The organism is Pseudoalteromonas sp. DSM 26666 (genome assembly GCF_900116475.1).
GTDB classification, from domain to species: Bacteria; Pseudomonadota; Gammaproteobacteria; order Enterobacterales; family Alteromonadaceae; genus Pseudoalteromonas; species Pseudoalteromonas tetraodonis.
In genome coordinates this window covers 68,414-90,027 of the sequence record NZ_FPAR01000010.1, presented here as the reverse complement: position 1 = coordinate 90,027, position 21,614 = coordinate 68,414, and the positions used below count along the sequence as shown (strand labels likewise).

Genomic DNA, 21,614 nt, shown 5'->3' with positions numbered 1-21,614 from the left:
GTGTATTAGCGGTCTAATTTTACAGTGCCTGAAATATTATCAATACTGACATCACCCGAGCCTGCTTCTGTAATAGTTAGCGCTTTAGCGTAATTAACGCGAATATCGCCAGAGCCATCTTCAATCGTCACGCTTGAGCCAATATGTTCTATCAACATATCTCCTGAGTTATCGTCTACGGTGACTTCGCCTTTAATATGTTTAATAGTTATGCCGCCCGAGCCATCTTCAACATTTAATACGCCTGTTACGTTAGTCACTTGCATTTCGCCAGAGCCATCTTCAATAGCGACATTACCACTGACATTATCAATATCAATGCTGCCTGAGCCGTCATTTAATACTAAGTCGCCGACCACATTTTTTACGTAAATACTGCCAGAACCATCATCAATATTTAGGCTTTTAGCACCATTGATAGATAAGCTGCCAGAACCATCTTTTACATCAATATTGCTTTGCATCTCGTTAATAACAATATCGCCTGAGCCGTCGTTAATATCTAAATTTAGGGTGTTAGGTACGGTAACAACTAAATTGATACTTGGTGATTGCCCGCTGTAAAAGCTAATCCCATTATTACTTGTATTTTGTGCAACAAGTTTTGCTTGTGTACCGCTTTTCTCAAGGGTGAGTTCGTATTCATCGTCAATGTCGGCGGTGTAGATGATGGCATCAACGCTAATATTGGTTGCAGTATTAGAGCCCTGAATATCGAGCGAACCGGCACCACTTAATATCGTTAGGTGCTCAAGGTTATTGCTTGGTAGTGAAAGCTGCTGGGTTTGTTTAACTGATGCGACACTGGGCGATATGTGAAATACACAACCGCTGAGTAATAAAATGCCGCTAATTAGTGAAACGGGCTTAGTGAAGTTGAATAGAGTTGATGCGCTCATGTTTAGTCCTTTGATATTGATTATTTTAGTTAATATACAAAGTATAGAGCAAAATTGAGGCCGAAATGTAAGTTGTTGTTTTATATGAGATGGCAGCAGTAGTTAAAAAGTTAAAATGCCAAAATATGGTTAAAAATACTAAATGTTAATAAAAAGGATGCACACTGCATCCTTTTGTAATTACTCTATTGTTAATGGGCGTTTTACTTAAAAATTGTAAGTAATGTTACCGTATAAAAAGCGCCCATCTAAACTGTAGGGTGTGTAAGGCGTGTACGGAAATATTTGGCCAAAGTTAGAGTAGCCAATATTATCTACCGTTGCTTGAGGGTACTGATCAAATAGGTTATTCGCACCTACTGCAAACTTCCACGCTTCGTTAGGACGATAAGCGACTTCTAAATCAGCAATCCATTTAGCATCTAAATATTCATCACCCTCGCTGGTGGTTGAAATATCTGCCACTTCCCCATAGCGAGTTGCACGCAAGGTTGTTTGCCATTGGTTAAAGCTCCAAACAGCCGATAGGTTTAGTTTGTTATCGGGTGTGCCTTGCTCAAAACGGCCTACTTCACGACGGGCAAATACCACGTAGTCATCGCCTAAAGAATTTAGCTCGCTCGGGTTTGCATCTACATGAGTCACTTCGGTATCGTTAATGTTTGCCGCCGCATTTAAGCGCACATCACCCAATGTATTTAAATCAAGTGTGTACGTTGCCACAATATCAACACCTTGCGTGCGCGAATTGATAGCGTTGGTAAAGTAACGAACACTTTCGGTATTTAGTTCGCCAGCATTAGCTAGAATTTGCTGCACAGCGTTACCGCTTAAGTTTTCAGAGAGCACAATCCGGTCATCAATATCAATGCGGTACGCATCAACTGTTAAGCTAAAGCCACCTTGGGTATAAACAAATCCAGCGGTAACGTTAACTGAGTCTTCTGCATCGAGCTGTTTTGCACCTAACGCTTGGGCTGCAGGTGCAGAGCTTGGGAATAGACCAACTTCAAAAGGCTGGTTATTTTCGAGAATAGTCGATATTTGACGGTACGAGCTTTGTGCAAGTGACGGCGCACGAAATCCAGTACTTGCCGCACCACGCAACGATAGGTTGTCGTTAATACTGTAACGCGTGGCTAATTTTGAAGTAAATGTGTTACCAAAATCGCTGTAATCTTCATAGCGACTGGCTAAAACAATATTCCATTTATCAGTTAAGTAAGTATCAAATTCAGCAAATACAGCAACATTATGACGACTTTCATTGGTTGCGCTTTGCGGCCCAAACCCAGGAAGCACTTGCGCACCGCCAGCAGCAATTGGGTTGCCGTTGTTATCAAGCGCAGTAATATAAGAGGCTTCCTCGCCTAGCTCTATTTTATAGCTTTCACGGCGATACTCAGCACCAATAGTGAAAAACACATCATCGGGTAGACCAAAATCAACGCTGGTATTGGCATCAAAGTTAACTAAAAACTGATCGTAAACCATGGCGCCGTTATCAAACTCAGTTTGGCTGTTAGTACCTAACGAAGTATTGAGGCTATTTACAACCCCTAAACCAAAGTCATTTCGGCCGTAGTTGGTGCTTACATCCCAAGTCCAGTCGCCACTATCGCCTTGTAAACCAAGTGCCAGCGAGTAATCTTTTACGTCGGTAGCAATTTGTGGCAAAAAGCCATTAGGGTATAGCTCTAAAACATTGCGGCTGTCTTTTGCACGACGGTAAAATCCGCCCGAGTTACCTTCACGCTCTGAATAGCTACCAAACGAATAAACATTAAAGCCATTCTCTAAATCGTATCCCATATTGTAAAACAAAGCGTAGTCTTCCAACGCTGCTTTACCAAAACGGTGATTGTAGCGATCAATTGTAAATTCGCGTGGGTCTAGGCTGCCATCATCTAGGCGGTTGTATTGTTCGCGTGGATCAAAACCAGAGCGTTGAGTTGAGTCGTTATCACGGTATTCAATTGATACATTTACAAAACCATTGTCTGTTAATGAAAAACCTGAGTTTGCGCTAAGTGTGCGGGTACTACCGTCGTTAACGTGACGATCGTCGCCTAAATTAAATGCAAGGTTGCCGTTATCATCCGCATAAGTGCTATTTAGTTGCGGTACACCGGCCATTTGGCTGTCGTATTGGCCATAAGTTACGCTAACACTGCCGCCTTCGGTGGCATCTTTTAAAACAATATTGATTACTCCCGCAATGGCGTCAGAGCCATATTGTGCTGCAGCCCCATCGCGCAGTACTTCAACACGCTTAATTGCAGAGGTTGGGATCATGTTTAAATCAACCGCGGTAGAGCCGCGACCAACCGTGCCCCCTAAGTTTAATAACGCACCAGAGTGGCGACGCTTACCGTTAATAAGGACTAAGGTGTGATCGGGTGCAAGGCCTCTTAAAACCGCTGGGCGAGCATGATCGGTGCCATCAGAGAGTGTGGCACTTGGGTAGTTAAAGCTCGGGACTTGGTTAGCGAGCACTTGGCTAATTTCAAGTTGCCCCGTACTTGCCATATCGTCACTGCTAATAATATCTACAGGCACAGTACTTTGCGCAATACTACGCAAACTGCGGCGCGTGCCTGTTACTGAAATTACTTCGATATTTTCTTCGACTTGGTTAGTTTGCTCAGCTGCATTAGCAGCTGAAAAAGAGGCGCTAAGTGCGGTGGTAATAGCCAAGCTAAGTGCTAATTTTTTATTAGCTGATAAATGCTGAAAAGTCATTGAGCGTGCCTTGAAGATTTTGAAAAGGGCGCATCATATATAAGCGGCTAATGCATCGCAAAGATCTAAATTGACTAAGTTATTTAACTATTTTCATAAAAATAAGTGATCGGAATAATAGATTGAAATAGGAACAGACAAGGAGGCTAAAATATAGGATTATGCTTATTTAGGCAGCGAAAATGACTAACTTGGTTTAAAGCTTTGCTAAAGGGTTTAAATTATAAAGAAGCTACAGGCCAAGCGATTAATGTGGCCTGTAGGGAATTAAAAAGTTATTCAGGTGCTACTTCAAGGGTGGTAAATAATACATAGCGGCTGGCGTCTACACCTTTTTCGTTTACTGTCACTTTTTGAGAGGTTTCGATTAGGTATAGGCCTGGCTCTTTCCACGTTGTGCTAAACATGCCGTTTTTGTCGGTCGTTACTTTTATTTCGCCACGTTCGTTACGGTAGCGTGTATCGCCTTTTAAAATGCTTACTTCAATGCCTTCGCCAACCGGCTTTCCATCGCTTATTAGCTGAAAGCGCGCTTGCTCGCCAACAAATAAATCGTTTGGATGCGTTGGGCCGCTAAGCTCTAAGCCTTGACCTAATTGTGCTGGTTTAGAGGTACCATTATGACTAACAAAGGTATCAACAGTAGAGATGGTTTTAATTGTAGTGATGTCGCTGGCGTCTTTAGGTAGATTGGCATCTGCTTTTTTGGCGAATACACGGCTTCGCTCACCTGCTGTATTTTTGTAGAATGTCATGTACATAGGTTTTTGCGTCATCGCAATATGATAGGTGCCTTGTTGCTGAAGTTTTACTGCAGCAGAGCTTTTGCGTTGTAGGTAATAGGCACGAATGGTATCGGTAACTTGCTCGCCATTTGGGGCAAGTGCCATAAGCAGAGTGTCGTCGTACTCTGCGCCTTTTGTGCTTGGACGAAATGCTTTATCAGGTGCAAAAATTTCGTTAGAAATACTCGCATCAATCATTACATAATGGGCTTTATCCCCTGATAGCGAAGTATGCGAAGGTAGTAACCAGCGGCCATGTGCACTTGCAGCTGTTGATACCAGCGCTGATAAACTCAGTGCGCCAATGAGTGCTGTTTTTAATAAATTAACGTTCATTATTTTTCCTTTAAATTTGAATGATAAGTAGGGACTACCTAGCGGATACAGTGACAAAGCTGGTTGAAAATTCGTTTTTGCCATCAATGGTTATTTTTCCTGATTGGGTTAAATCAAGCTCAATACGGCTGTAATCACGCCCGCCTTCTTCACGAACAACTTCAACATTTAACAGGTATTTTCCTGCGATAACTGATTTGCCATTAAGATCGTTTCCGTCCCAATTAATGGTATAAGTGCCTGCGCGTTTGGTTGCGCTACTAACCCCATCGAAGTTTGCATCACTTTTACCTGCTTTACGCCACCATTGGCGTAGGTCTTTAAACCATTCCGCTTTTTGTACCCAAAGCGCTAAAGTTGTGACATGTTTTCGCTCTGGTGTTTCGAGCCAAACTGCAACATAAGGGCGATGATAGGGCTGCACATCTAACTCAGGTAGAGTTAATTCGATTTCTAATTGGGGCGATTGCGCTGCCACCGAAGTGTGAAAACACACGGCAATTAACAGCAATACGGTGTTAATTAAAGATTTAAACTTGAACATTAAAATACTCCTTTAATTTGTGGAACCCAGCATAAATAAATAACCAATGGTGTTGCGATTCCTAATACGGTTATCCATATTCCTGCTAAGCGTTTTTTTCTGTTTTGAAATAAAATAATCATGCCGGTGATGGCAAATAGAATCATCAGCACCGCTGATATATCAATAACCCAGCTCCATACTTCTCCTGAATGACGACCTTTGTGCAAATCACTGATAACACTTAAAAACCCCCCGGTTTGATAATCGAGCAACAATTCACCACTGATAAAATCAAACTCTGCATAGGCATAGCCTGCTGGTAATGGGTAGTCGAGCATAACCAGTGAATCTTGCTTTTCCCATTCAATGCTTTTTACTTTATTAAGCCCATAGTGTTTGGCTAAGTAAGCTTCAATTTGGGGATAAATAGCAGGTAGGCTATTTAATTGTGTATTTGCTTGAGTAAGCAGATCTTGGGGGATTTGGACCGTAATTTGGCCATTGTTTTTATCGTTTTTTAACCAGTCAACATGGTTTAGCACTATACCGCTTACACAAAATAGAATAAGTAAAAAAAACAAAGCGGTGGAAATATAGATATGTAGAGTACGACTTGTACTATATAAAGTGCGTTTATTAACAAAGGGCATAAAAGGTACAAACTTATTTAATTTATACGGATGATAATGATTTGCATTAGCTGTTACAAATTTATTTACCAAACTTTACACTTTATTTTTTAGGAGGAGCTGAGGGCTTAGAAATTAAGTAAGCCATAACCAGCACTTCAACAACAGCCACTAGGGCAATAATCCAAGCTGGAGGGCTGGTGTATAATAAAAATATAAAGCCTATTAGCATACCTATACCTGCAGCATACTTTGCCTTTACAGGAACCACTTGATGGGCGCGCCAATGTTGTAATGTTGTACCAAAGCGAGGGTGGTTTAATAGCCAAGATTCAAGCGCGCTAGATGAGCGAGCAAAACAGGCTAAGGCTAAAATTAAAAACGGCGTGGTTGGCATAACAGGTAGGGCAACACCAATAATGCCCAGTAATACACACAGTAGCCCCAGCAATTTAAAGCCGAAATTTTTATAATAAATAAAAACGTTTTTTATGCTCACTTTAGCTCTTTTTTAATTAATTAAACGGTAAAAGGGTAAGCTAATTAAAAGGTAAAATGAAGAGAAAATGGCTTAGTTGCATGTTATCAACTAAGCCATTTAGGGTTAGCAAAGGAAAAGAATTTCCTGATTGCACTACCTATTAAAAGTAATAGCCTAAATTAATATTAAAACGGCGCTCGGTATCGCCATCACCAATAATGGTACCGCCAATAAAGGGTTGATTGCGGGCTTGTACGAAATCAACATAACTAAAGAATCCGCCAGCAGTAATGCTCATACCGGTTACATTCATCCAAGTATTGGCGCTATTATCTGACTTGTTGTAGATGATCCCATAGTCGTTATAAAACTGCAGGTTGGTAACTTGGCCCCACTCTATTGCGTAGTCATAGGCAATATTAAAGTTGGTCATTGTGGCTTGGCTCGATACACTATCATAATAGTCAAAAGCACCCACCGCAAAGCGGTTATTACCATCGTCTAAGTCGTAGTTATATTCACCGTGTTGCAATTGAATATTCCAGTTATTAATGTTGCTGTTTAAGTGAACAGCCCAAGCACTGTAATTACCAGCGCGGTCTTCACCGTCGTGAAGTCCGCCACTGAGTAACGATACCCCGATGTCAGTGGTGATATTTTTACTATGCTCAAGCTGATAAGTAGCGCGACCAGCAAAGGTGTTGTATTCACCAAGTTGCTTTGCAGGCTCGGCATAGGTGCCTTCATCTGCAGGACGACTACCAACAATATCATAAGAGTAACGATGATTTTTGTCTGATGCTGAGCCATCAACTCCACCCAGTTCATCATTTTTGAAAAAGCCTAAATCAAGTGTCCAGTTGTCTTTAAGTTTGCGCTTAGCAACCATACCTAAATCAAAATCATCTTCTAGGCCCACATAGTAGTTAGTGCTAAAAAAGTAGCTGTGAGAATTATAAGGGCCGTTACCAAACGGCACGGCTGTTATGCCTGCCTGAGCTTCCCAGCCATCAATAAATTCGTACCCTAAGTAAGCGTACTTTACGACAGTCATATAATCGTAAAAGCGTATTTCACCATTGACTGAAATATCATTAATTTCGCCAGAGACATTTAACCGGAAAATATCAAAATCAAAGTCACCACCGCGATCTTCATTGTCTTCATCGTAAGAGTTTATACCGTAGTTAGCGCGAATAGCACCTCCTACCTTTATTCCAGATGATTGCTTTTCTTGCTGTGCAGTGTCTGTAGAAGTAGCTTGCAACTGTTTACTAACTTGGTCTACTTGCTGAGACTTTTTTTCAGCGAGTTTGCTTTCAAGTTTATCTACTTGTTGCTTTAACTGCGTTAATTGGCTTTGGAGAGGTTGAAGATTTGATGCATAAGAATTGCTAGCAACACCACTTAAAATTAATGCGAGTGTTAGTTTTGAGAGTTTAGTCATAATAGCCGTTTTGATTGTGATTAAAAAAATAAAGGCGCAACGATGCGCCTCTTAGTGTGGAAAAAGGAGAAAATGGCAGACTAATTTAGTTTATTGTTTTTATACTGCGTTTTATTCTTTAGTAGAAGTTTGAAACAGTGCGCCTACTTCTAAAAGAGGAGAGGCATCTAGCTTATCTGCATCCATCATTGCGGCAATACGTTGCATTGATGAAAGTAGTAGGCTCTGTTCCCATTCAGCAAGCGCTGAAAATTTTTCGATAAAGTGTTCTTGCAAGGGCTGAGGCGCTTTTTCGAGTAATTCTTTACCTTGTTCAGTAAGGTATAAGCTGACCCGGCGTTTGTCCATTTGACTACGAACGCGTGTTACCAAATTCTTGCTTTCTATTCGGTCAAGAATATTTGTGACCGTTGCCGGACTTAAATTGACGTTTTGCGCAATACGACTGGCGGTAATACCATCAGTTTGAGACACTTCTTGCATAATAAGCAGTTGTGGTCCAGTTAAACCCGCTGTTTTATTAAGTTGTTTTGAATGTAAGTCAATCGCACGGATCACCTTGCGTAAAGAAACTAGTAACTCGTCATATTTTTGCATTTGTTTGTCTCATGAAAGGCGAATCAGTTGCCGTAATCACGAAATGTTACACATCAAATAAATTGAATTCAAATTATATATGTTGTTTTAGCCCGCTGTTATTAGTTTTTATTGGTTTTTATTAATTTGAGCAGTAATTAAAATGGAATTTATTATCTTTATTTTATTAAAAGTTAATAACACTCTGTTTGCTAAGGCTGCGCACCTTACGTAAGTTAAAAGCGATACGCAAGCCACAGGTTTAAAACTTTAGTCGTAATTGAGCCGTTGATGTGGCATAAAAATATAGTAACTAACTCAATTTAAATAACTATTCTATGTAGCTTATGCTTTAAGCATGCATTATTGTTTGTGTACAGTAATCTGAATTCAGGTTAAGTACTAAAAAATTAGTCTCAGTGTTAAAGGAAATAAAATGCAATTATCACCCTCAGTATGTATTGAGCGTACACATAGCGGTTTGGAATTTATTAGTATTAATAGTCGCCAATGTAAGGCGAAGATATTTTTACAAGGTGGGCAAATAACTGAGTTTACACCCAAAGGAAAATTGCCACTATTGTGGGTGTCTGGGGATGAAACCTTTAGCGAAGGGAAGGGCATTCGTGGCGGTATTCCTATTTGCTGGCCTTGGTTTGGTCAACATGAAAATAAAGACTTTCCAGCACATGGTTTTGCGCGCACGCACGTATGGCAAGCCGATGAAGTGCATGAAACCGAGAACGAGATTACTGTTAGTCTTAAATTACCAATGAAGCAGATAGATTCTACCTTTTGGCCTCATCAATCTTCTTTAAGGGTTGAGTTTATTTTATCTGAGCAGTTAGAGGTGCGTTTAACCACCTGTAATTTAGGTAACACCCCATTTAGTTATACACAGGCGCTGCATACTTACTTTCCAACTGATGATATTAATAATACTCGCGTAACAGGGCTGCAAGGGGCGCAATACATAGAATTTGGCCAAGGGCCTTATCAGCAAAGTGATGTGGTTGGTTTTACCCGTGAAACCGATATGGTTTATACCCAAGCCGCGGCTGTGCAAACCATTGAAACTCCTCAAGGGATGATCAGCGTTAGCAGAGAAAACTCGCGCTCGTGCGTGTTATGGAATCCATGGATTGAAAAATCAAAGCGACTATCAAATTTTGCCGATGATGATTATAAAAGCATGTTATGCCTAGAGGCTGCGAATGTACTTGAAGATGCGGTTACGCTTGAGCCAAAACAAAGTCATACCCTAGTAACAACAATTAAGTGGCTTGGCTAAGCCTACCATACGTGTAATGGAGCAAAGTGTGTTTACTAATCAACAAATAACCGACCTACCGCAACATAAAAGCATAGTGTTTGAGCCGCTTGCGGACAAAGCATTGTTGCATGCACAATTGAATTGGTTGTTATTTTTCATTCCTTTTTGCTTAGTACTAGCGGCTGTTTGCTATTTTAATACAGACTTTGCTGCTATGGCGCAAGGTTACTTATTGGTTGCTGTTCCGCTATTAATTTTACTGTGTATGTTATATAGCGTGTTCAGCATAAAATTACAGGGCAGCGCGTTGCGTACCCACGATATTGCTTTTAAAAAAGGCATTATTTGGCAGCAGGTGACAATTTTACCGTTAGCGCGTGTGCAGCATATTGAAATACACCGTGGGCCCATAGAGCGAAAGCTTGGTTTAGCCAGTTTAAGACTTTATAGCGCCGGCGGTATGAGTGCCGATTTACAAATTAGCGGCCTGACCCACGAAAAATGCAAAAATATTCGTCAGTTTGTACAAAGCTATCGCCACGATGAAACCGCAAGCGAGGTAGCTGCCAGTGAGTGTTGATGCTGCGCAAATAACGTCACCTTCACTTAATTGGCAAAAAGTGTCGCCCTGGGCGCTGGCTTATTTTGTAATGCATTTTAGTGTGCGCTTCATAAAAGACGGCTTATTTAATTTACTGCCCGTGTTGGTGGTATTTGTTACCCAAGTAGAAAATAAACTATTTTGGGGGCAAGTTGGGCTCGCGGTTGCTTTGACTTCATTGCTTGCCTATTGTTTTTTGTATTACCGTAGTTTTCGTTTTTGTATTACTGACGATCATGAAATTTTACTTAATAAAGGCGTATTTAAAAAAGAGCGACTTACCTTAAAATTTTCTCGAGTGCAAAACGTAAATATAGCGGAGCCATTTTACTTCACCCCCATAGGGTTAGTTAATTGTATTTTTGATGCGGCAGGCAGTGTGGCTCAAGAAGCTGTTTTGCCAGGGGTAACTAAAGATTACGCGCAACAAATGCGTAAACGAGTGTTTGACTATAAAGCGCAGCAACAACCATCAGTAGAGCCCGCTGATACAGCGCAATCTCATATTGAAGAGCAGAGCGAAAATAGCTTACTCATCTCAAATAAAGAAATAGCTAAGTTTGGTTTAATGTCGAATATGGCTATTTTAGCACTTGCGGCAATTGCCCCTTTTATGAATGTGGCCATCGACTTTTTAGAGCAGCAATTTATAACAAAAATAGAGAGTTATTATCAACAAGAGCTCGGTTTGATGGCTAATGCAGCTGTGTTTGCAATAATTACTCTGATCATTATTTTGGTATTTATAGCGGTACTTTTATCGGTAACTATGTCGCTCATTCGTTTTTATAACTATCAGCTTTACTTTAAAAATAATAAATTCAAACGTATTGCAGGGCTGTTAGAGCGTCATCAACTATCAATTAGTTTAGACAAAGTACAGTCAATCGTTATTAAGCAAAACCTAGTTGCTAGGCTATTAAAACGCTTTACTGTGGAGTGTTTGCAAGCCAGTAGCGGCGGTGCTGCAAGCATGGCGAAAAAGAATAAACAAACCTTAGTGCTGCCTGTACTCACGCAGGAGCAAGTTGATAATGTGTGTCAGTGGATTTATCCGTGGTTTGACAGTAAAAAGCTGGCATTCAATGCGGTAGAAAGGGCGTTGTTATATAAAAACACGGTGTTTTATGCTTTGCTACCGAGCGTTGCTTCTGGTTTTTTTATTAGCTTTATGCAACTTAATATATTAATTGCATTAGCATTATTCTTGGTATTAGCCGCGTTAGTGTTTTTATCTTATAAACGTTATGGATATTACCTTCATCAACAAGATGGGCGTTTTTATTTGGTGGTACGCAAAGGTATGATTGGTGTGCATTACCGGGTATTTGAGCTGTACAAAGCACAAAGCGCTCGCAGTGTGAGCACCTTTTTTATGCGTCGTTCTGGCTTAAAAAGCCTGTATATACAACTTGCTGCAGGCGGTGCGTACGTCCCATATTTAAAACAGCAAGATGCTGACTTCATTATAGATTTTACACTTATGCAGGCTGAGTCAGACCCTCGCAGTTGGATGTAACTTCCTTTGTTCAAAACTCAGATTAAATAATAAAGCGGGTGTAAATACACATTTGCACATGCTTTATTACACTTTTTTACTGCCCGTTTTTTCCATTTGATAATACTCTAAACATTATCAAATGTACTATTTAAGGGATTATTGTGAAAAAGTCACTCATTGCATCAGCCTTATTATTGGCTGCACCTAGCTTTGCTGCTAATTGGCAAACCATTCATACCGAGCATTTTAATGTGCACTTTAGTAGTGAGCATACTGATTTTGCTAAATCGACTGCTGTGGAGCTGGAAATTGTTCGCACTAAAGTGCTTGAGCAACAAAACCGTGCGCTTGATAAAATCGTCGATGTGGTAGTGTTTGACCCTCTAAATGCAGCGAATGGCTTTGCCTTACCAACCTCTAATAATCCTGTTATGGCGCTTTTTACTACGCCACCGCAGTCGGATACCGTGATATCAAATTCATCGGGTTGGCAGCAATTGTTGGTGTTGCACGAATACATTCATTTAGTCCATTTAGCGCAGCCAACCCGTAACGACTGGCAGCAAAAGATTCGCGGTGTATGGGATATATACGATTTAACCTATGGTGATACACCGCGCTGGGTAGCCGAAGGGTACGCCACTATAATCGAATCAAAAATGACAGGTCGAGGGCGCTTATTTGATAACTATGCTGAGGCAATACTTAGAGAGTTTGCTCAGCAGGGAGCGCTTCCCACCTATGGGCAACTAAATAGCGATGAGGGCTTTATGGCGGGCTCTATGGCGTATTTAATGGGAAGTCGTTTTTTATATTGGCTAGAGCAAAATTACTCAGAGCAGCTACTCGATAATGTATGGGTTCGTATGCGAGCAGTGAAATCACGAGATTTTGACGACGCATTTTCTGGTGTATTTGGGCAAAGCGCTGCAAGGTTATATCGTCGATTTATTGCAGAGTATACCTATAAAGCGATGCAACAAGAGCAAACCGAATCACCACTTAATAGCAAGCTTTGGTTAGAACTTGATTTATACGCTAGCAATCCAGCTCTTTCAAATGATGGTAGCAAAATTGCGATAGTTGAACGTGATGAAAAGAGTAAAACAAAACTAATAATTTACAGTACAGAAGACAACACCAAAGCACGAGATAAGTTTACTAAGGTGCAAAAGGAGCTCCTAGAGAACGATAAGCAAGATGTTCCTGATACCCCGCCAATCGTGTTTAAGCGCGAACAAAAACAAGTACTAAATCAAATTAATCGCGCAGGTATTGCTAACCCGCAATGGGTAAATAACAACACACTTTATTTTAATGCCTACAGTAGTGAAGGATCGGGAACTTATAACAAAGTGTCTGACATTTTTAGCTACAACACCGACACTGGCAACATAGAGCAACTTACAGAGCTGGCCGGTATTCGCCGTTTTAGTGTTACCCGTGATGGTGAAACACTTTACGGTGAGCAAATAAGAGCTGGGTATTCTGAATTAGTAAAAGTCGATCTTAATACACAAGCAATCACGCCATTTTTTACTAAGAGCTTAAAAACAAGTTATGATTACCCGACACTGAACCCCGATGAAACAAAATTAGCTTACTTATCAGCATCATTAAACGAAAATTGGCAGTTGTATATACAAGGCTTAAACGGTGATGCCAGGCGGTCAATCCCAATGCCTAACGGGTATCAGTATTTAAGTCAGCCGAGTTTCAGTCAAAACGGGGAGTCTATCTATTTTGTTGCTGGCCTAAATAATAAAACTGATATTTATAATTATCATATAAAAAATAACACCCTCACCCGCTTAACTAACGGGCAAGAAGCGCTCGCATACCCGATTGAGGCTGAAGATGGCTCACTACTTTACTTCTCCATTAATGCCGATGGCCCTGATGTAAAAACGCTAACAACAAAAAACCGCACAGCCGTGACTGATTTCGCTGTAAACAGTGAAGCTCCATTGTTGATGGTAAATAAGCATACTCTGCCACCGGCAAAAATATATACCGATGAGATAGCAGAACAAAGCGATTACGCAGTACTTGATCAGCAAGCGACGTTTGCCTTGGGATCTCAGTATTATTCAGCGTCAACCAGTTTGCTAAGTGTAGGTATAAAAAGTAGCGACCTATTAAAACAACTTGATTTACAAGCGGGTTATAACATTGATTTGCATGACGGTGCATTACATGGCGGCTTTATACAAGCAAAATACAATGCGTTAAATACAAAGTTTAAGCTTGCGCTATTTGATTATAATTTGGATACATCACATCAATATCAACCTAGCTTAAACGCTGATATTGAAGCCCGAGGTGGTTATGCTGCAGTAAGCCACCCATTGAAATTTGGCCAGTTACATTTAACCCCAGAATTGGCCTATAACTATACAGATTATAAAAATAGCCATAAAAATTGGACACGGTTGAGTATTGCTCAAAGCTGGCAACATGACCGCCAAGCATTTGCTATTGGGCAGAGTATTTATGCCAGCATTTATGATGGGCAGAATCACAGTAGTCATTGGCAAGGTTATGACTTGGCAGCAAAAATATTTGGTAAAGCGTTTGATATACCACTTTTTGTTAACTTTGAGCAAAAGCAAAGAGATGACAGTAGCCTGACATTAGGCGGCTTTAGTTCTAATTTAATTAATCAGCAGCAAAGTAGTGAATTTGTGCTTGCTGCTGAACTGCCTTTTTATAGTGCAACCACTGAGCGCTACCAAGGGTATGGTGGTGGCGTTAGCTTTAAAGAGGGGATGCCTTGGCTTTATTACAAACAACATCAATTAGATAGCAACGTTTATGCACAAAGTTACGGCTTAAAATACCAAGGTGACTTTAGCTTTGGTATGGGGCCTGCGGGCGTTAATGACTTAACCTTTGATATGGGGTTGTCGCGAGTAGAAGGTGACAGCTTTGAAGATGAAATGCGCGCGTGGTTAAGCTTTTACTATTCATTGTAAAAGCCTATTTAGCTAAGTTACTTACTCGCTTTTAAGGACAGTAACTTAGCTTGATACACATTTAACTTTTGCTTGTCTTTTTCGAGCTCTATCGCTTTCTCAAGTAATTTTTGTGTTTGGTGATTTTTTCCTTGTTGATAGCGAATTTTAGCAAGCTCTAAATAAAGTTCTGCAATATACGGCGCTTTTGTTATGGCTTGTTCAATATGCTCTGTAGCGGTATTAATTCGTCCTGTTTCTAGGTCATTTTTTGCAATAACTAAAAGTTCATAAGGATCTTTTTCTACTTCAGCAAGTCGGCTTGCTAATTGTTCAACAAGTTGCTGATCACCAATTTGTTTGGCTAAAACTTGATAATTACTAAGTAAATTTATATTTATCAGCTTATTATCTAAAGCAGTTTGGTAAATAAGCTGTGCACTTTTTAAATCGCCAGCTCGTCGATGTAAAATTCCAGCCATATTAAATAGCTCAGGATCATAAGGGGTGTATTTATTTGCTTGTAAAATAAGAGAGTACGCTTGATCAAGCTGCTTATCTAAAAGCGCGTCAGCAGCTAAGTTACTATAAAATTTAGAGATTAAATCATTATAATTAGCACTATCAGAATACACACTACCTCTGGTTGGGAAGTAGTCTATTAAGGTTCCTGGGCGAAAAAAAGTGATCACATTTTCTTCTTTTTCAGGCAGTTCCTCTTCTGGGGCATAAACTTTAGTTCTAAAATGGTTTGCTACATAAACCAAGTTATCTTCCTGTGCGTAAACTGGCTCGCTAGTCATTTCTTGAAAGCTGGTTTTAAGCCCTAATGTTTGTGCATAACTTTGGGTAAGAACAGCAAGGCTGATACAGTTACCTTGTGCAAGGTTGAGAGATTGAGATGATGTAAGCGTATCGCCATGATACTTAAAATTAGAGAGCTGATTTTCAAGGTAGTTATAAATAATACGGTCACTACGAATATTAGCTGTTTGTTGTTTTGTTACGAAGGCTAAAAAGCGTGCTTTTTCTGCCTCGGGAAGTTCAAATATAACCTTTTCAGAAGGTGTGGTTTGTTGTACAAATAATGTGTGATTAATTAATGAACTTAATTGTACGCGCTGAGTTTGCGTATTGATTTTGCTGCTGCACCCCACAACAAATAAAAAAGTTAAACTTATTATTACCTTTAACATATTCATTAACTCACTCCCTCGTTGGTTTCACTTTACAAGGGAGTGATTGTTTTATCAAGCATTCGCGCTTCGTCGTTGAGTTAAGCGATTTTTGTGTGATTGCTTTTTACGTTTACGGCGTGTGAGCCATAAATAAAAGCCTGTACCAGCGAGCCATACAGGGCTAAGGCCAACAATACACCATAGTATTTTACTGATAAGCCCAGCAAAATAACCAAAGTGTAGTTTTCTAAAACTGTCTATTACTTGCCAACCAGCACCAGCCTCTCGAATATCCCAGTTAGCGATGTGTTCACCTGTTTGCTTATTATAGGTTATGGTATTGGCATATTCACTGGTAAGTGGGTTACTGGTATTTACTTCGCCATAAAGAGTGATATTTTCATCGGGCTCTCGTGGAAAAACTAAAAAAGTTGTATTAAAAGTGGGTATTTGCAGCTTGCTATCATTAAGAATCCGCTCAAAAGAGATGTCGTCACTATATAATTTATTTGTAATAGTGTGGTGCTCTTCTTCTGCGTGTTCTATTACTTCGTGATACCACACTGCACCATTAAAATAACCACCTGTAATCGCTAAAACGATAAGGATAGGTGAGCCTAAAACACCGGTCATCTTATGAATGTCACTGAGTACTATTTGTAACGTTGCGCGCCAGCGTACGCTAAATAGTCGCTGCCAAAATTTGCGGTAAATAATTAAGCCAGTAATACCTAAAGTTAATAAAAATAAAGCAAAAAAGAACCCTAATACGGTGCCTGTTTGCCCTGGTAAACTTTTTAAGTCGTTAAGTAAAAAGGTGTAATGGAGCTCTAAAAACCAGTCGGTAAAATAATGAGTTGTGCTTACGGGTTCTGATAAAACTTCTCCTGTGTATTGGTCTAAATGCAACTTATACCAATCGTCAGTGCCACGCTTAACCAAATAAAGCCGGTCGGCGGTGGTGTTATTAAAAAGCTCCCAGCTTCCTACTACATACTCAGGAAAGGCTGCTTCGGCTTTATCTATTAATGAGTCCATAGGTAAGCGAGCAGCTTGCTGCTGTACCACAAAGTGTTTGTCAGGCATCAGTAAGCCGTCTATTTCACTTTTAAACACTAAAACACTGCCAGTAATGCTAATAACAATTAAAGGAATAATGGCAATTAGCGCCAACCAACTATGAATTTTAAACAGTGTTTTTCTCATTATTTTAGCTTGTATGTTAAATTACACGTATGCGCATGATAACAGTTATCATTTGTATTGCAATTAGTTGAAGTGGCGTGCTGTGAAGTTTTAGTAACGGTTTTTGTATACTCAAGTTGCCATCACTAAAAACTAAAGTAAGCATGAAGCTTGTATAAAACCTAGCCAGCCCTACAATGCGCGCACACAAATAAAGCCTTTAAAAACAGATGTTTAAAAAATGTTTTATTTCTTCCTTTTTATTAACAACAATGTAACGAGCGAGGTTTGCTTTGGCGTATTATTTGCCTATTTTGTCAGTGTTTATTTTGGTTTTTAGTTTTTTACCGCTACTTAATAAAATTATTAAAAACCGCAGTGTATCGGGTGTATCACTGCTGATGATGACATTTGGTTTAGCGCAAAGTGTGTACTTTATTAGCTACAATCTTTATTTTGCTCGCTTTTATATTGCCTTGCCGTTTTTTGCGACAGGATTGTTGAGTGGTTTAATTTTATACTTTTTTGCCCGTTATAATGCCGCTAAACGTCAGAAGCTGCAGTTACTTGGCATGCTTAGCTTTTCGTTATTACCTTTTTTGTTGCTGTTAAACCCTAACCTAGATACTGCCTCTGTGCTAAACGGCTTAACTTATGTGGGCTTAATTATGAGTTCGGTTCGGGTTATGCCACAAACCTATAAAACACTGCGAACAGGGAATATTAGTAACCTGAGTGCGCGCTATTTTAGTTTGCAATTTATAGCAGGTATCTGTGGTTTGTTTGCAGAGCTAGCCATGCCAGTGCAAAGTACTTCGCATATATTAATGTTTATTATGATATTGCTAACTAATGCGCTGCAATTTGCGTGTATGCAGTATTATCGCGTACGTCCTGTGTTGGCATAAAATTATAGTGACCGTTAATTTCATTTGTGGCACTTTGAGTGACCAATAAATAAAAAGTGCCCACTATGAAATTAACTATCCATCAAATCGATGCATTCAGCAGTGAACTGTTTAAAGGTAATTATGCTGCCGTGATCCCACTGGAATCTTGGCTTAGTGATGATCTTATGCTGAATATAGCTTCGGAAAACAATGTGTCTGAAACCGCTTTTACTTGTCAGTCGGCAGATGGAAGCTTTTCGATACGTTGGTTTTCGCCATTAATGGAGATTGATTTTTGCGGCCATGCTACTTTAGCGGCGGCCTATGTGCTTTGTGAGCAACATAGTATATCGCAGGTGTACTTTAGTGCAGAGGCGGTGGGCAAACTGATTGTTAATAAAAATAACGATGGCAGCTTTGCTATGATCTTTCCTAAACAAGCCCCTGAAGAGGTTCAGCTCATCCCTGATGCTCTATTAGCTGGCCTGTCTATACAACCTGTTAAAGTGCTGAAAAACCGCCAAGCTTATTTTGCTATTTATGACAATGAGCAGCAGGTTGTAGATCTGAAAACAACCAATGAACAACTAAAAAAATTAGCCCCATTAGATGTGATTGCAACAGCACCGAGTGTTGAGTATGACTTTATTTCTCGTTATTTTTGGCCTGCCAGTGGGGGTGATGAAGACTTTGTAACCGGCTCAATTCATACTGGGCTTGCCCCTTATTGGGCAGGGCAGTTTGGAAAAAATTATCTCAGTGCTTATCAAGCCTCACAACGAGGTGGGAAGCTACACTGTGAAGTGGGCAATACAACAGTGACATTAACGGGTCATGCCGTAAGGTACCTTAAAGGCACTATTTACCTTTGAGTTAGTGTAAAAAAGGCCACGTATAACGTGGCCTTGGTTTACTCAGTGTTATTTACGCTTCTAGCGCTTTGCTAATTAAGCGGTCGATATATTTTTTATGTGCTTTGGTTGCGGTATCAGCGCCCCATGCAACCTTTTTATCGGCTATTTGAGTTAGCTGATATAGCGCGGCTGTTTTCGCTAAGTTATCGTATTTACTTGCTTTTTCTAGACCTGCAATCGCAATTAGCTGATTAACATATTCAATCTGTAAATTATGACTGATTGAATTAGCGGTTTTACTATCAACAAAGATACTCGCAGTTAAATCCTCCATAAATTGCGTAAGGCTGTATTCATTACCATATAAAGCAGTATCTGAAATACGCAGTAACACAGCAGGATGTAGTAGTTGCGCTAGTACACTCTTTTGCATACCTAAAATCATTTTATGCGGTTTAGGGTCTTCGTTTTTACCGTAATGATTAAACCCACGACGCTGCTGCTGCATAAAGTTATACAATGGCTGCATGCTTTGCAGTACATTTGGAGCAAACACATACTCAGCTAAAATAGCCATTGCTTGGGTTTGACGCTCAAGTGGTACCGGTGTAAAAGGCTTTGCTGCATTTTCATCGCCCACGACGGCACGCTCTACATACACGCCACCAATTTGACGAGATACCACGCCTGCTTGTGCACGATACTGGCCAAATAGGCTGTTAGCTGAAGTAACAAGCTGTTGGTAAGACTCACCTTTTACTGTAGCTTTGTCTTTAAGTTCTGCAAAGAGCGTATTGATCAGTGCCATTCTATCTGCCCCGTAAGCTGCAGGGTTAGACGACAAGTCACCTATCATCACGCGAGGGTCTATATGGCGGCCAGGGGCACGCATATCGTCGGCATCGTTACCAAAGGCCAGTGCATGTTCGCTTGAGCGAGCGAGTATTTTATCAAGGCGAGCTTGCTCTGCTGCTTCATCTTTAAGTGCTGCGCTGTAGCCGTAATTTATTGCCCAATCATCGTATGGACCTGGTTTAGTTTGGAAAATATCGCCTTGAGTCACACCCGTTGGTGCTATATTTGCTGGCGCATAGTCCATTACCGAGCCGGTAACTATGCCTTGGGTTTTACTTTTGTCGTGAACTTCTTTCTCATCCCACAAAATAGAAGACTTCATGTTGTGATTAAGACCTAGAGTATGCCCTACTTCATGTAAAACCAGCTGAGTTAAGCCTTGGCGTAACATTTGGGTATCTTCAATATCAGCGCCATTTGCTAAGCCCTTGGCCATTATTAGGCTTTGCTGTAATTCATGACCTAAAGAGCAATTGAGTTCTGAATAGTTGGTTGGCTGTGTATGGCTCATCGTGCCTTGAGTATACAGTGTGTCGTATATCCAGCGGTTTTTCATAAATACAAACTCAAGCATAATGTCTGAGCCTAAAATTTCACCGGTTAACGGGTTCGCTAATGCTGGCCCATACCCACCAAACGGTGGTTTGGGTGATGAAGTCCAGCGTAGTACGTTATAGTTAATATCGCCGGCATCCCAATCGGCATCGTCAGGTTGTATTTTCACTTCAAGTGCATTTTTAAAGCCTGCTTTTTCAAATGAGGTGTTCCAAGCAAGTACGGCATCACGCACGGTGTCACGCCATTCAACCGGTGTGGTGTTTTCTATCCACCAGGTAATCGGTTTTACTGGTTCTGAAAGTGCAGCGTTTGGATCTTTCTTTTGTAAATCCCAGCGCTTAATGACATCTTGGTATGGCGCCCAGTCGGTTGACGTCATTTTATCAAACTGATTGGTGAAATAACCAATACGTGCATCATCAAAGCGAGGTTGGTAATTGTTTTCTGGTAAAGCCACAAATGAATGTTGTACTTTTACCGACACACTTCGGGGGTCGCTTATCGCACCTGAACCTCGAACGGTTGGGCTGCTATTGGTAAAAACATAATCAACAACCACATCTAGGTTGTTAGGGTATGGGCGCTGTTTGATGATGCGTGATTTTTTATCGTCTAATTTACCTACTTTAAAACGCTTTTTAGCATTTTTATCGTTCGGGTTAGGCGTAGGAGACACTTTATGTAGCGCTTCACTTAAAAAAAGCTTATTTACATTAAAGGCTATTTTACCTTCTTCTTGTTTTTCTATTTTTATACTTGCAAGCACGGCTTCGCTGATATTAGCTTCACTGGCTTTGGCAAGTGCGCTATTTTCGTTAAATAAGTAGCGAGGGGTTTTACTAATAATATCAATACGATCAAAGTATTTTCTAAATTCAATCAGCTTTGTTTCACGATACGACCCACGAAAATGACCCGTATCAGTTACACCATCAATGGTATGCGCAAAGTACACAAAGGGCGTATCGAGCTGTGATTCGTTTATCACCATTAAGTGATCGCCGGTTTTTTCATCTTGGTAAAGATTAAAAATACCCGCAAATTCGGTTTGCCCTTTAATCATTTCAGTTAATGTTTGTGGTTTCTTTTCTTCTTTTTTTTCTGCTGCAACAGCATAGCTGCCACTAAGCGCTATACTCAGCGCTATACTCAGCGCCAAGGTAAGTGTGGTTAATTTCATCGTTTAGTCTTTTTTAGTTGTTAATTTAATTTTACTGTACGGTGTATCATGCTTTTTCGCACAGTATGATTAATAAATACTAACCTAAAGTGATTAGCTTTATGATTTATAATGGTAAAAGATTGTAACAATACATTTATAAAGCGGCTTAACAGTGCTTTTGA

Annotated in this window: 17 protein-coding genes; 6 read left to right on the top strand and 11 right to left on the bottom strand. The window is 40.2% G+C overall.

The features are described 5' to 3' along the window. Positions 1–5: 5 nt before the first annotated feature. The 8 genes from BM380_RS15695 to BM380_RS15660 all read right to left on the bottom strand — a co-directional run bounded on the left by BM380_RS15695 (position 6) and on the right by BM380_RS15660 (position 8,442). Positions 6–899 (bottom strand): DUF4097 family beta strand repeat-containing protein, encoded by an 894-nt coding sequence (locus tag BM380_RS15695; RefSeq protein WP_090495131.1) that lies wholly within the window; start codon positions 897–899, stop codon positions 6–8. Between the two features lie 207 nt (positions 900–1,106). After that, positions 1,107–3,641, bottom strand: a complete 2,535-nt coding sequence (locus BM380_RS15690) for a TonB-dependent receptor plug domain-containing protein (protein ID WP_090495129.1) — start codon at positions 3,639–3,641, stop codon at positions 1,107–1,109. A gap of 275 nt (positions 3,642–3,916) precedes the next feature. Further along, on the bottom strand, positions 3,917–4,762 hold the full coding sequence (locus BM380_RS15685; RefSeq protein ID WP_090495128.1) for a DUF4198 domain-containing protein: 846 nt from the start codon (positions 4,760–4,762) through the stop codon (positions 3,917–3,919). A 34-nt stretch (positions 4,763–4,796) separates the two neighbouring features. Next, positions 4,797–5,306 carry a DUF2271 domain-containing protein gene (locus BM380_RS15680; RefSeq protein WP_090495126.1) on the bottom strand — a complete coding sequence of 170 codons (510 nt, stop codon included), beginning with the start codon at positions 5,304–5,306 and terminating at the stop codon, positions 4,797–4,799. Next, positions 5,306–5,938, bottom strand: coding sequence for a PepSY-associated TM helix domain-containing protein (locus BM380_RS15675; protein ID WP_013466239.1), 633 nt, complete (start codon positions 5,936–5,938; stop codon positions 5,306–5,308). The genes BM380_RS15680 and BM380_RS15675 overlap by 1 nt, the downstream gene beginning before the upstream one ends. Before the next feature lie 82 nt (positions 5,939–6,020). Further along, positions 6,021–6,416, bottom strand: a complete 396-nt coding sequence (locus BM380_RS15670) for a YbaN family protein (RefSeq protein WP_090495124.1) — start codon at positions 6,414–6,416, stop codon at positions 6,021–6,023. Positions 6,417–6,558: 142 nt separating this feature from the next. Next, complete coding sequence (locus BM380_RS15665) at positions 6,559–7,845, bottom strand: porin (protein WP_090495123.1); 1,287 nt, start codon at positions 7,843–7,845, stop codon at positions 6,559–6,561. A 111-nt stretch (positions 7,846–7,956) separates the two neighbouring features. Beyond that, positions 7,957–8,442: a MarR family winged helix-turn-helix transcriptional regulator gene (locus BM380_RS15660; RefSeq protein ID WP_008466785.1), complete on the bottom strand. Its 486-nt coding sequence runs from the start codon at positions 8,440–8,442 to the stop codon at positions 7,957–7,959. A gap of 415 nt (positions 8,443–8,857) precedes the next feature. Here BM380_RS15660 and BM380_RS15655 point away from each other — a divergent pair, with 415 nt between their 5' ends. The 4 genes from BM380_RS15655 to BM380_RS15640 all read left to right on the top strand — a co-directional run bounded on the left by BM380_RS15655 (position 8,858) and on the right by BM380_RS15640 (position 14,771). Further along, on the top strand, positions 8,858–9,712 hold the full coding sequence (locus tag BM380_RS15655; protein WP_008466787.1) for a D-hexose-6-phosphate mutarotase: 855 nt from the start codon (positions 8,858–8,860) through the stop codon (positions 9,710–9,712). A gap of 16 nt (positions 9,713–9,728) precedes the next feature. Continuing rightward, on the top strand, positions 9,729–10,274 hold the full coding sequence (locus BM380_RS15650; RefSeq protein WP_036950028.1) for a PH domain-containing protein: 546 nt from the start codon (positions 9,729–9,731) through the stop codon (positions 10,272–10,274). After that, on the top strand, positions 10,264–11,814 hold the full coding sequence (locus tag BM380_RS15645; protein ID WP_090495121.1) for a PH domain-containing protein: 1,551 nt from the start codon (positions 10,264–10,266) through the stop codon (positions 11,812–11,814). Before BM380_RS15650 ends, BM380_RS15645 begins: the two co-directional genes overlap by 11 nt. A 143-nt stretch (positions 11,815–11,957) precedes the next feature. Next, positions 11,958–14,771, top strand: coding sequence for a TolB family protein (locus BM380_RS15640; RefSeq protein ID WP_090495119.1), 2,814 nt, complete (start codon positions 11,958–11,960; stop codon positions 14,769–14,771). Between the two features lie 17 nt (positions 14,772–14,788). Here BM380_RS15640 and BM380_RS15635 read toward each other — a convergent pair whose 3' ends face one another. Next, the gene (locus BM380_RS15635) at positions 14,789–15,952 is read right to left on the bottom strand and encodes a tetratricopeptide repeat protein (protein WP_090495118.1); all 1,164 of its coding nucleotides are present in this window, start codon (positions 15,950–15,952) and stop codon (positions 14,789–14,791) included. 48 nt (positions 15,953–16,000) lie between these two features. Next, entirely contained in the window at positions 16,001–17,134 is a 1,134-nt protein-coding gene (locus tag BM380_RS15630) for a PepSY-associated TM helix domain-containing protein (RefSeq protein ID WP_090495116.1), read from the bottom strand. Between the two features lie 272 nt (positions 17,135–17,406). Between BM380_RS15630 and BM380_RS15625 the strand changes: the two genes are divergently transcribed. Both BM380_RS15625 and BM380_RS15620 read left to right on the top strand, forming a co-directional pair. After that, positions 17,407–18,021, top strand: coding sequence for a PQ-loop domain-containing transporter (locus BM380_RS15625; RefSeq protein ID WP_016899022.1), 615 nt, complete (start codon positions 17,407–17,409; stop codon positions 18,019–18,021). A gap of 65 nt (positions 18,022–18,086) precedes the next feature. Then, positions 18,087–18,875, top strand: coding sequence for a PhzF family phenazine biosynthesis protein (locus tag BM380_RS15620; RefSeq protein ID WP_090495114.1), 789 nt, complete (start codon positions 18,087–18,089; stop codon positions 18,873–18,875). A gap of 52 nt (positions 18,876–18,927) precedes the next feature. Here BM380_RS15620 and BM380_RS15615 read toward each other — a convergent pair whose 3' ends face one another. Then, complete coding sequence (locus BM380_RS15615; protein WP_090495113.1) at positions 18,928–21,450, bottom strand: zinc-dependent metalloprotease; 2,523 nt, start codon at positions 21,448–21,450, stop codon at positions 18,928–18,930. Between the last annotated feature and the right edge of the window lie 164 nt (positions 21,451–21,614).

What these genes read in the sequence shown, in the direction of transcription:
- BM380_RS15615 (WP_090495113.1), bottom strand. Translation starts at nt 21,450, where the DNA reads ATGAAATTAACCACACTTACCTTGGCGCTGAGTATAGCGCTGAGTATA.
- BM380_RS15630 (WP_090495116.1), bottom strand. Translation starts at nt 17,134, where the DNA reads ATGAGAAAAACACTGTTTAAAATTCATAGTTGGTTGGCGCTAATTGCC.
- BM380_RS15690 (WP_090495129.1), bottom strand. Translation starts at nt 3,641, where the DNA reads ATGACTTTTCAGCATTTATCAGCTAATAAAAAATTAGCACTTAGCTTG.
- BM380_RS15665 (WP_090495123.1), bottom strand. Translation starts at nt 7,845, where the DNA reads ATGACTAAACTCTCAAAACTAACACTCGCATTAATTTTAAGTGGTGTT.
- BM380_RS15650 (WP_036950028.1), top strand. Translation starts at nt 9,729, where the DNA reads ATGGAGCAAAGTGTGTTTACTAATCAACAAATAACCGACCTACCGCAA.
- BM380_RS15655 (WP_008466787.1), top strand. Translation starts at nt 8,858, where the DNA reads ATGCAATTATCACCCTCAGTATGTATTGAGCGTACACATAGCGGTTTG.
- BM380_RS15620 (WP_090495114.1), top strand. Translation starts at nt 18,087, where the DNA reads ATGAAATTAACTATCCATCAAATCGATGCATTCAGCAGTGAACTGTTT.
- BM380_RS15680 (WP_090495126.1), bottom strand. Translation starts at nt 5,306, where the DNA reads ATGTTCAAGTTTAAATCTTTAATTAACACCGTATTGCTGTTAATTGCC.
- BM380_RS15675 (WP_013466239.1), bottom strand. Translation starts at nt 5,938, where the DNA reads ATGCCCTTTGTTAATAAACGCACTTTATATAGTACAAGTCGTACTCTA.
- BM380_RS15635 (WP_090495118.1), bottom strand. Translation starts at nt 15,952, where the DNA reads ATGAATATGTTAAAGGTAATAATAAGTTTAACTTTTTTATTTGTTGTG.
- BM380_RS15660 (WP_008466785.1), bottom strand. Translation starts at nt 8,442, where the DNA reads ATGCAAAAATATGACGAGTTACTAGTTTCTTTACGCAAGGTGATCCGT.
- BM380_RS15685 (WP_090495128.1), bottom strand. Translation starts at nt 4,762, where the DNA reads ATGAACGTTAATTTATTAAAAACAGCACTCATTGGCGCACTGAGTTTA.
- BM380_RS15695 (WP_090495131.1), bottom strand. Translation starts at nt 899, where the DNA reads ATGAGCGCATCAACTCTATTCAACTTCACTAAGCCCGTTTCACTAATT.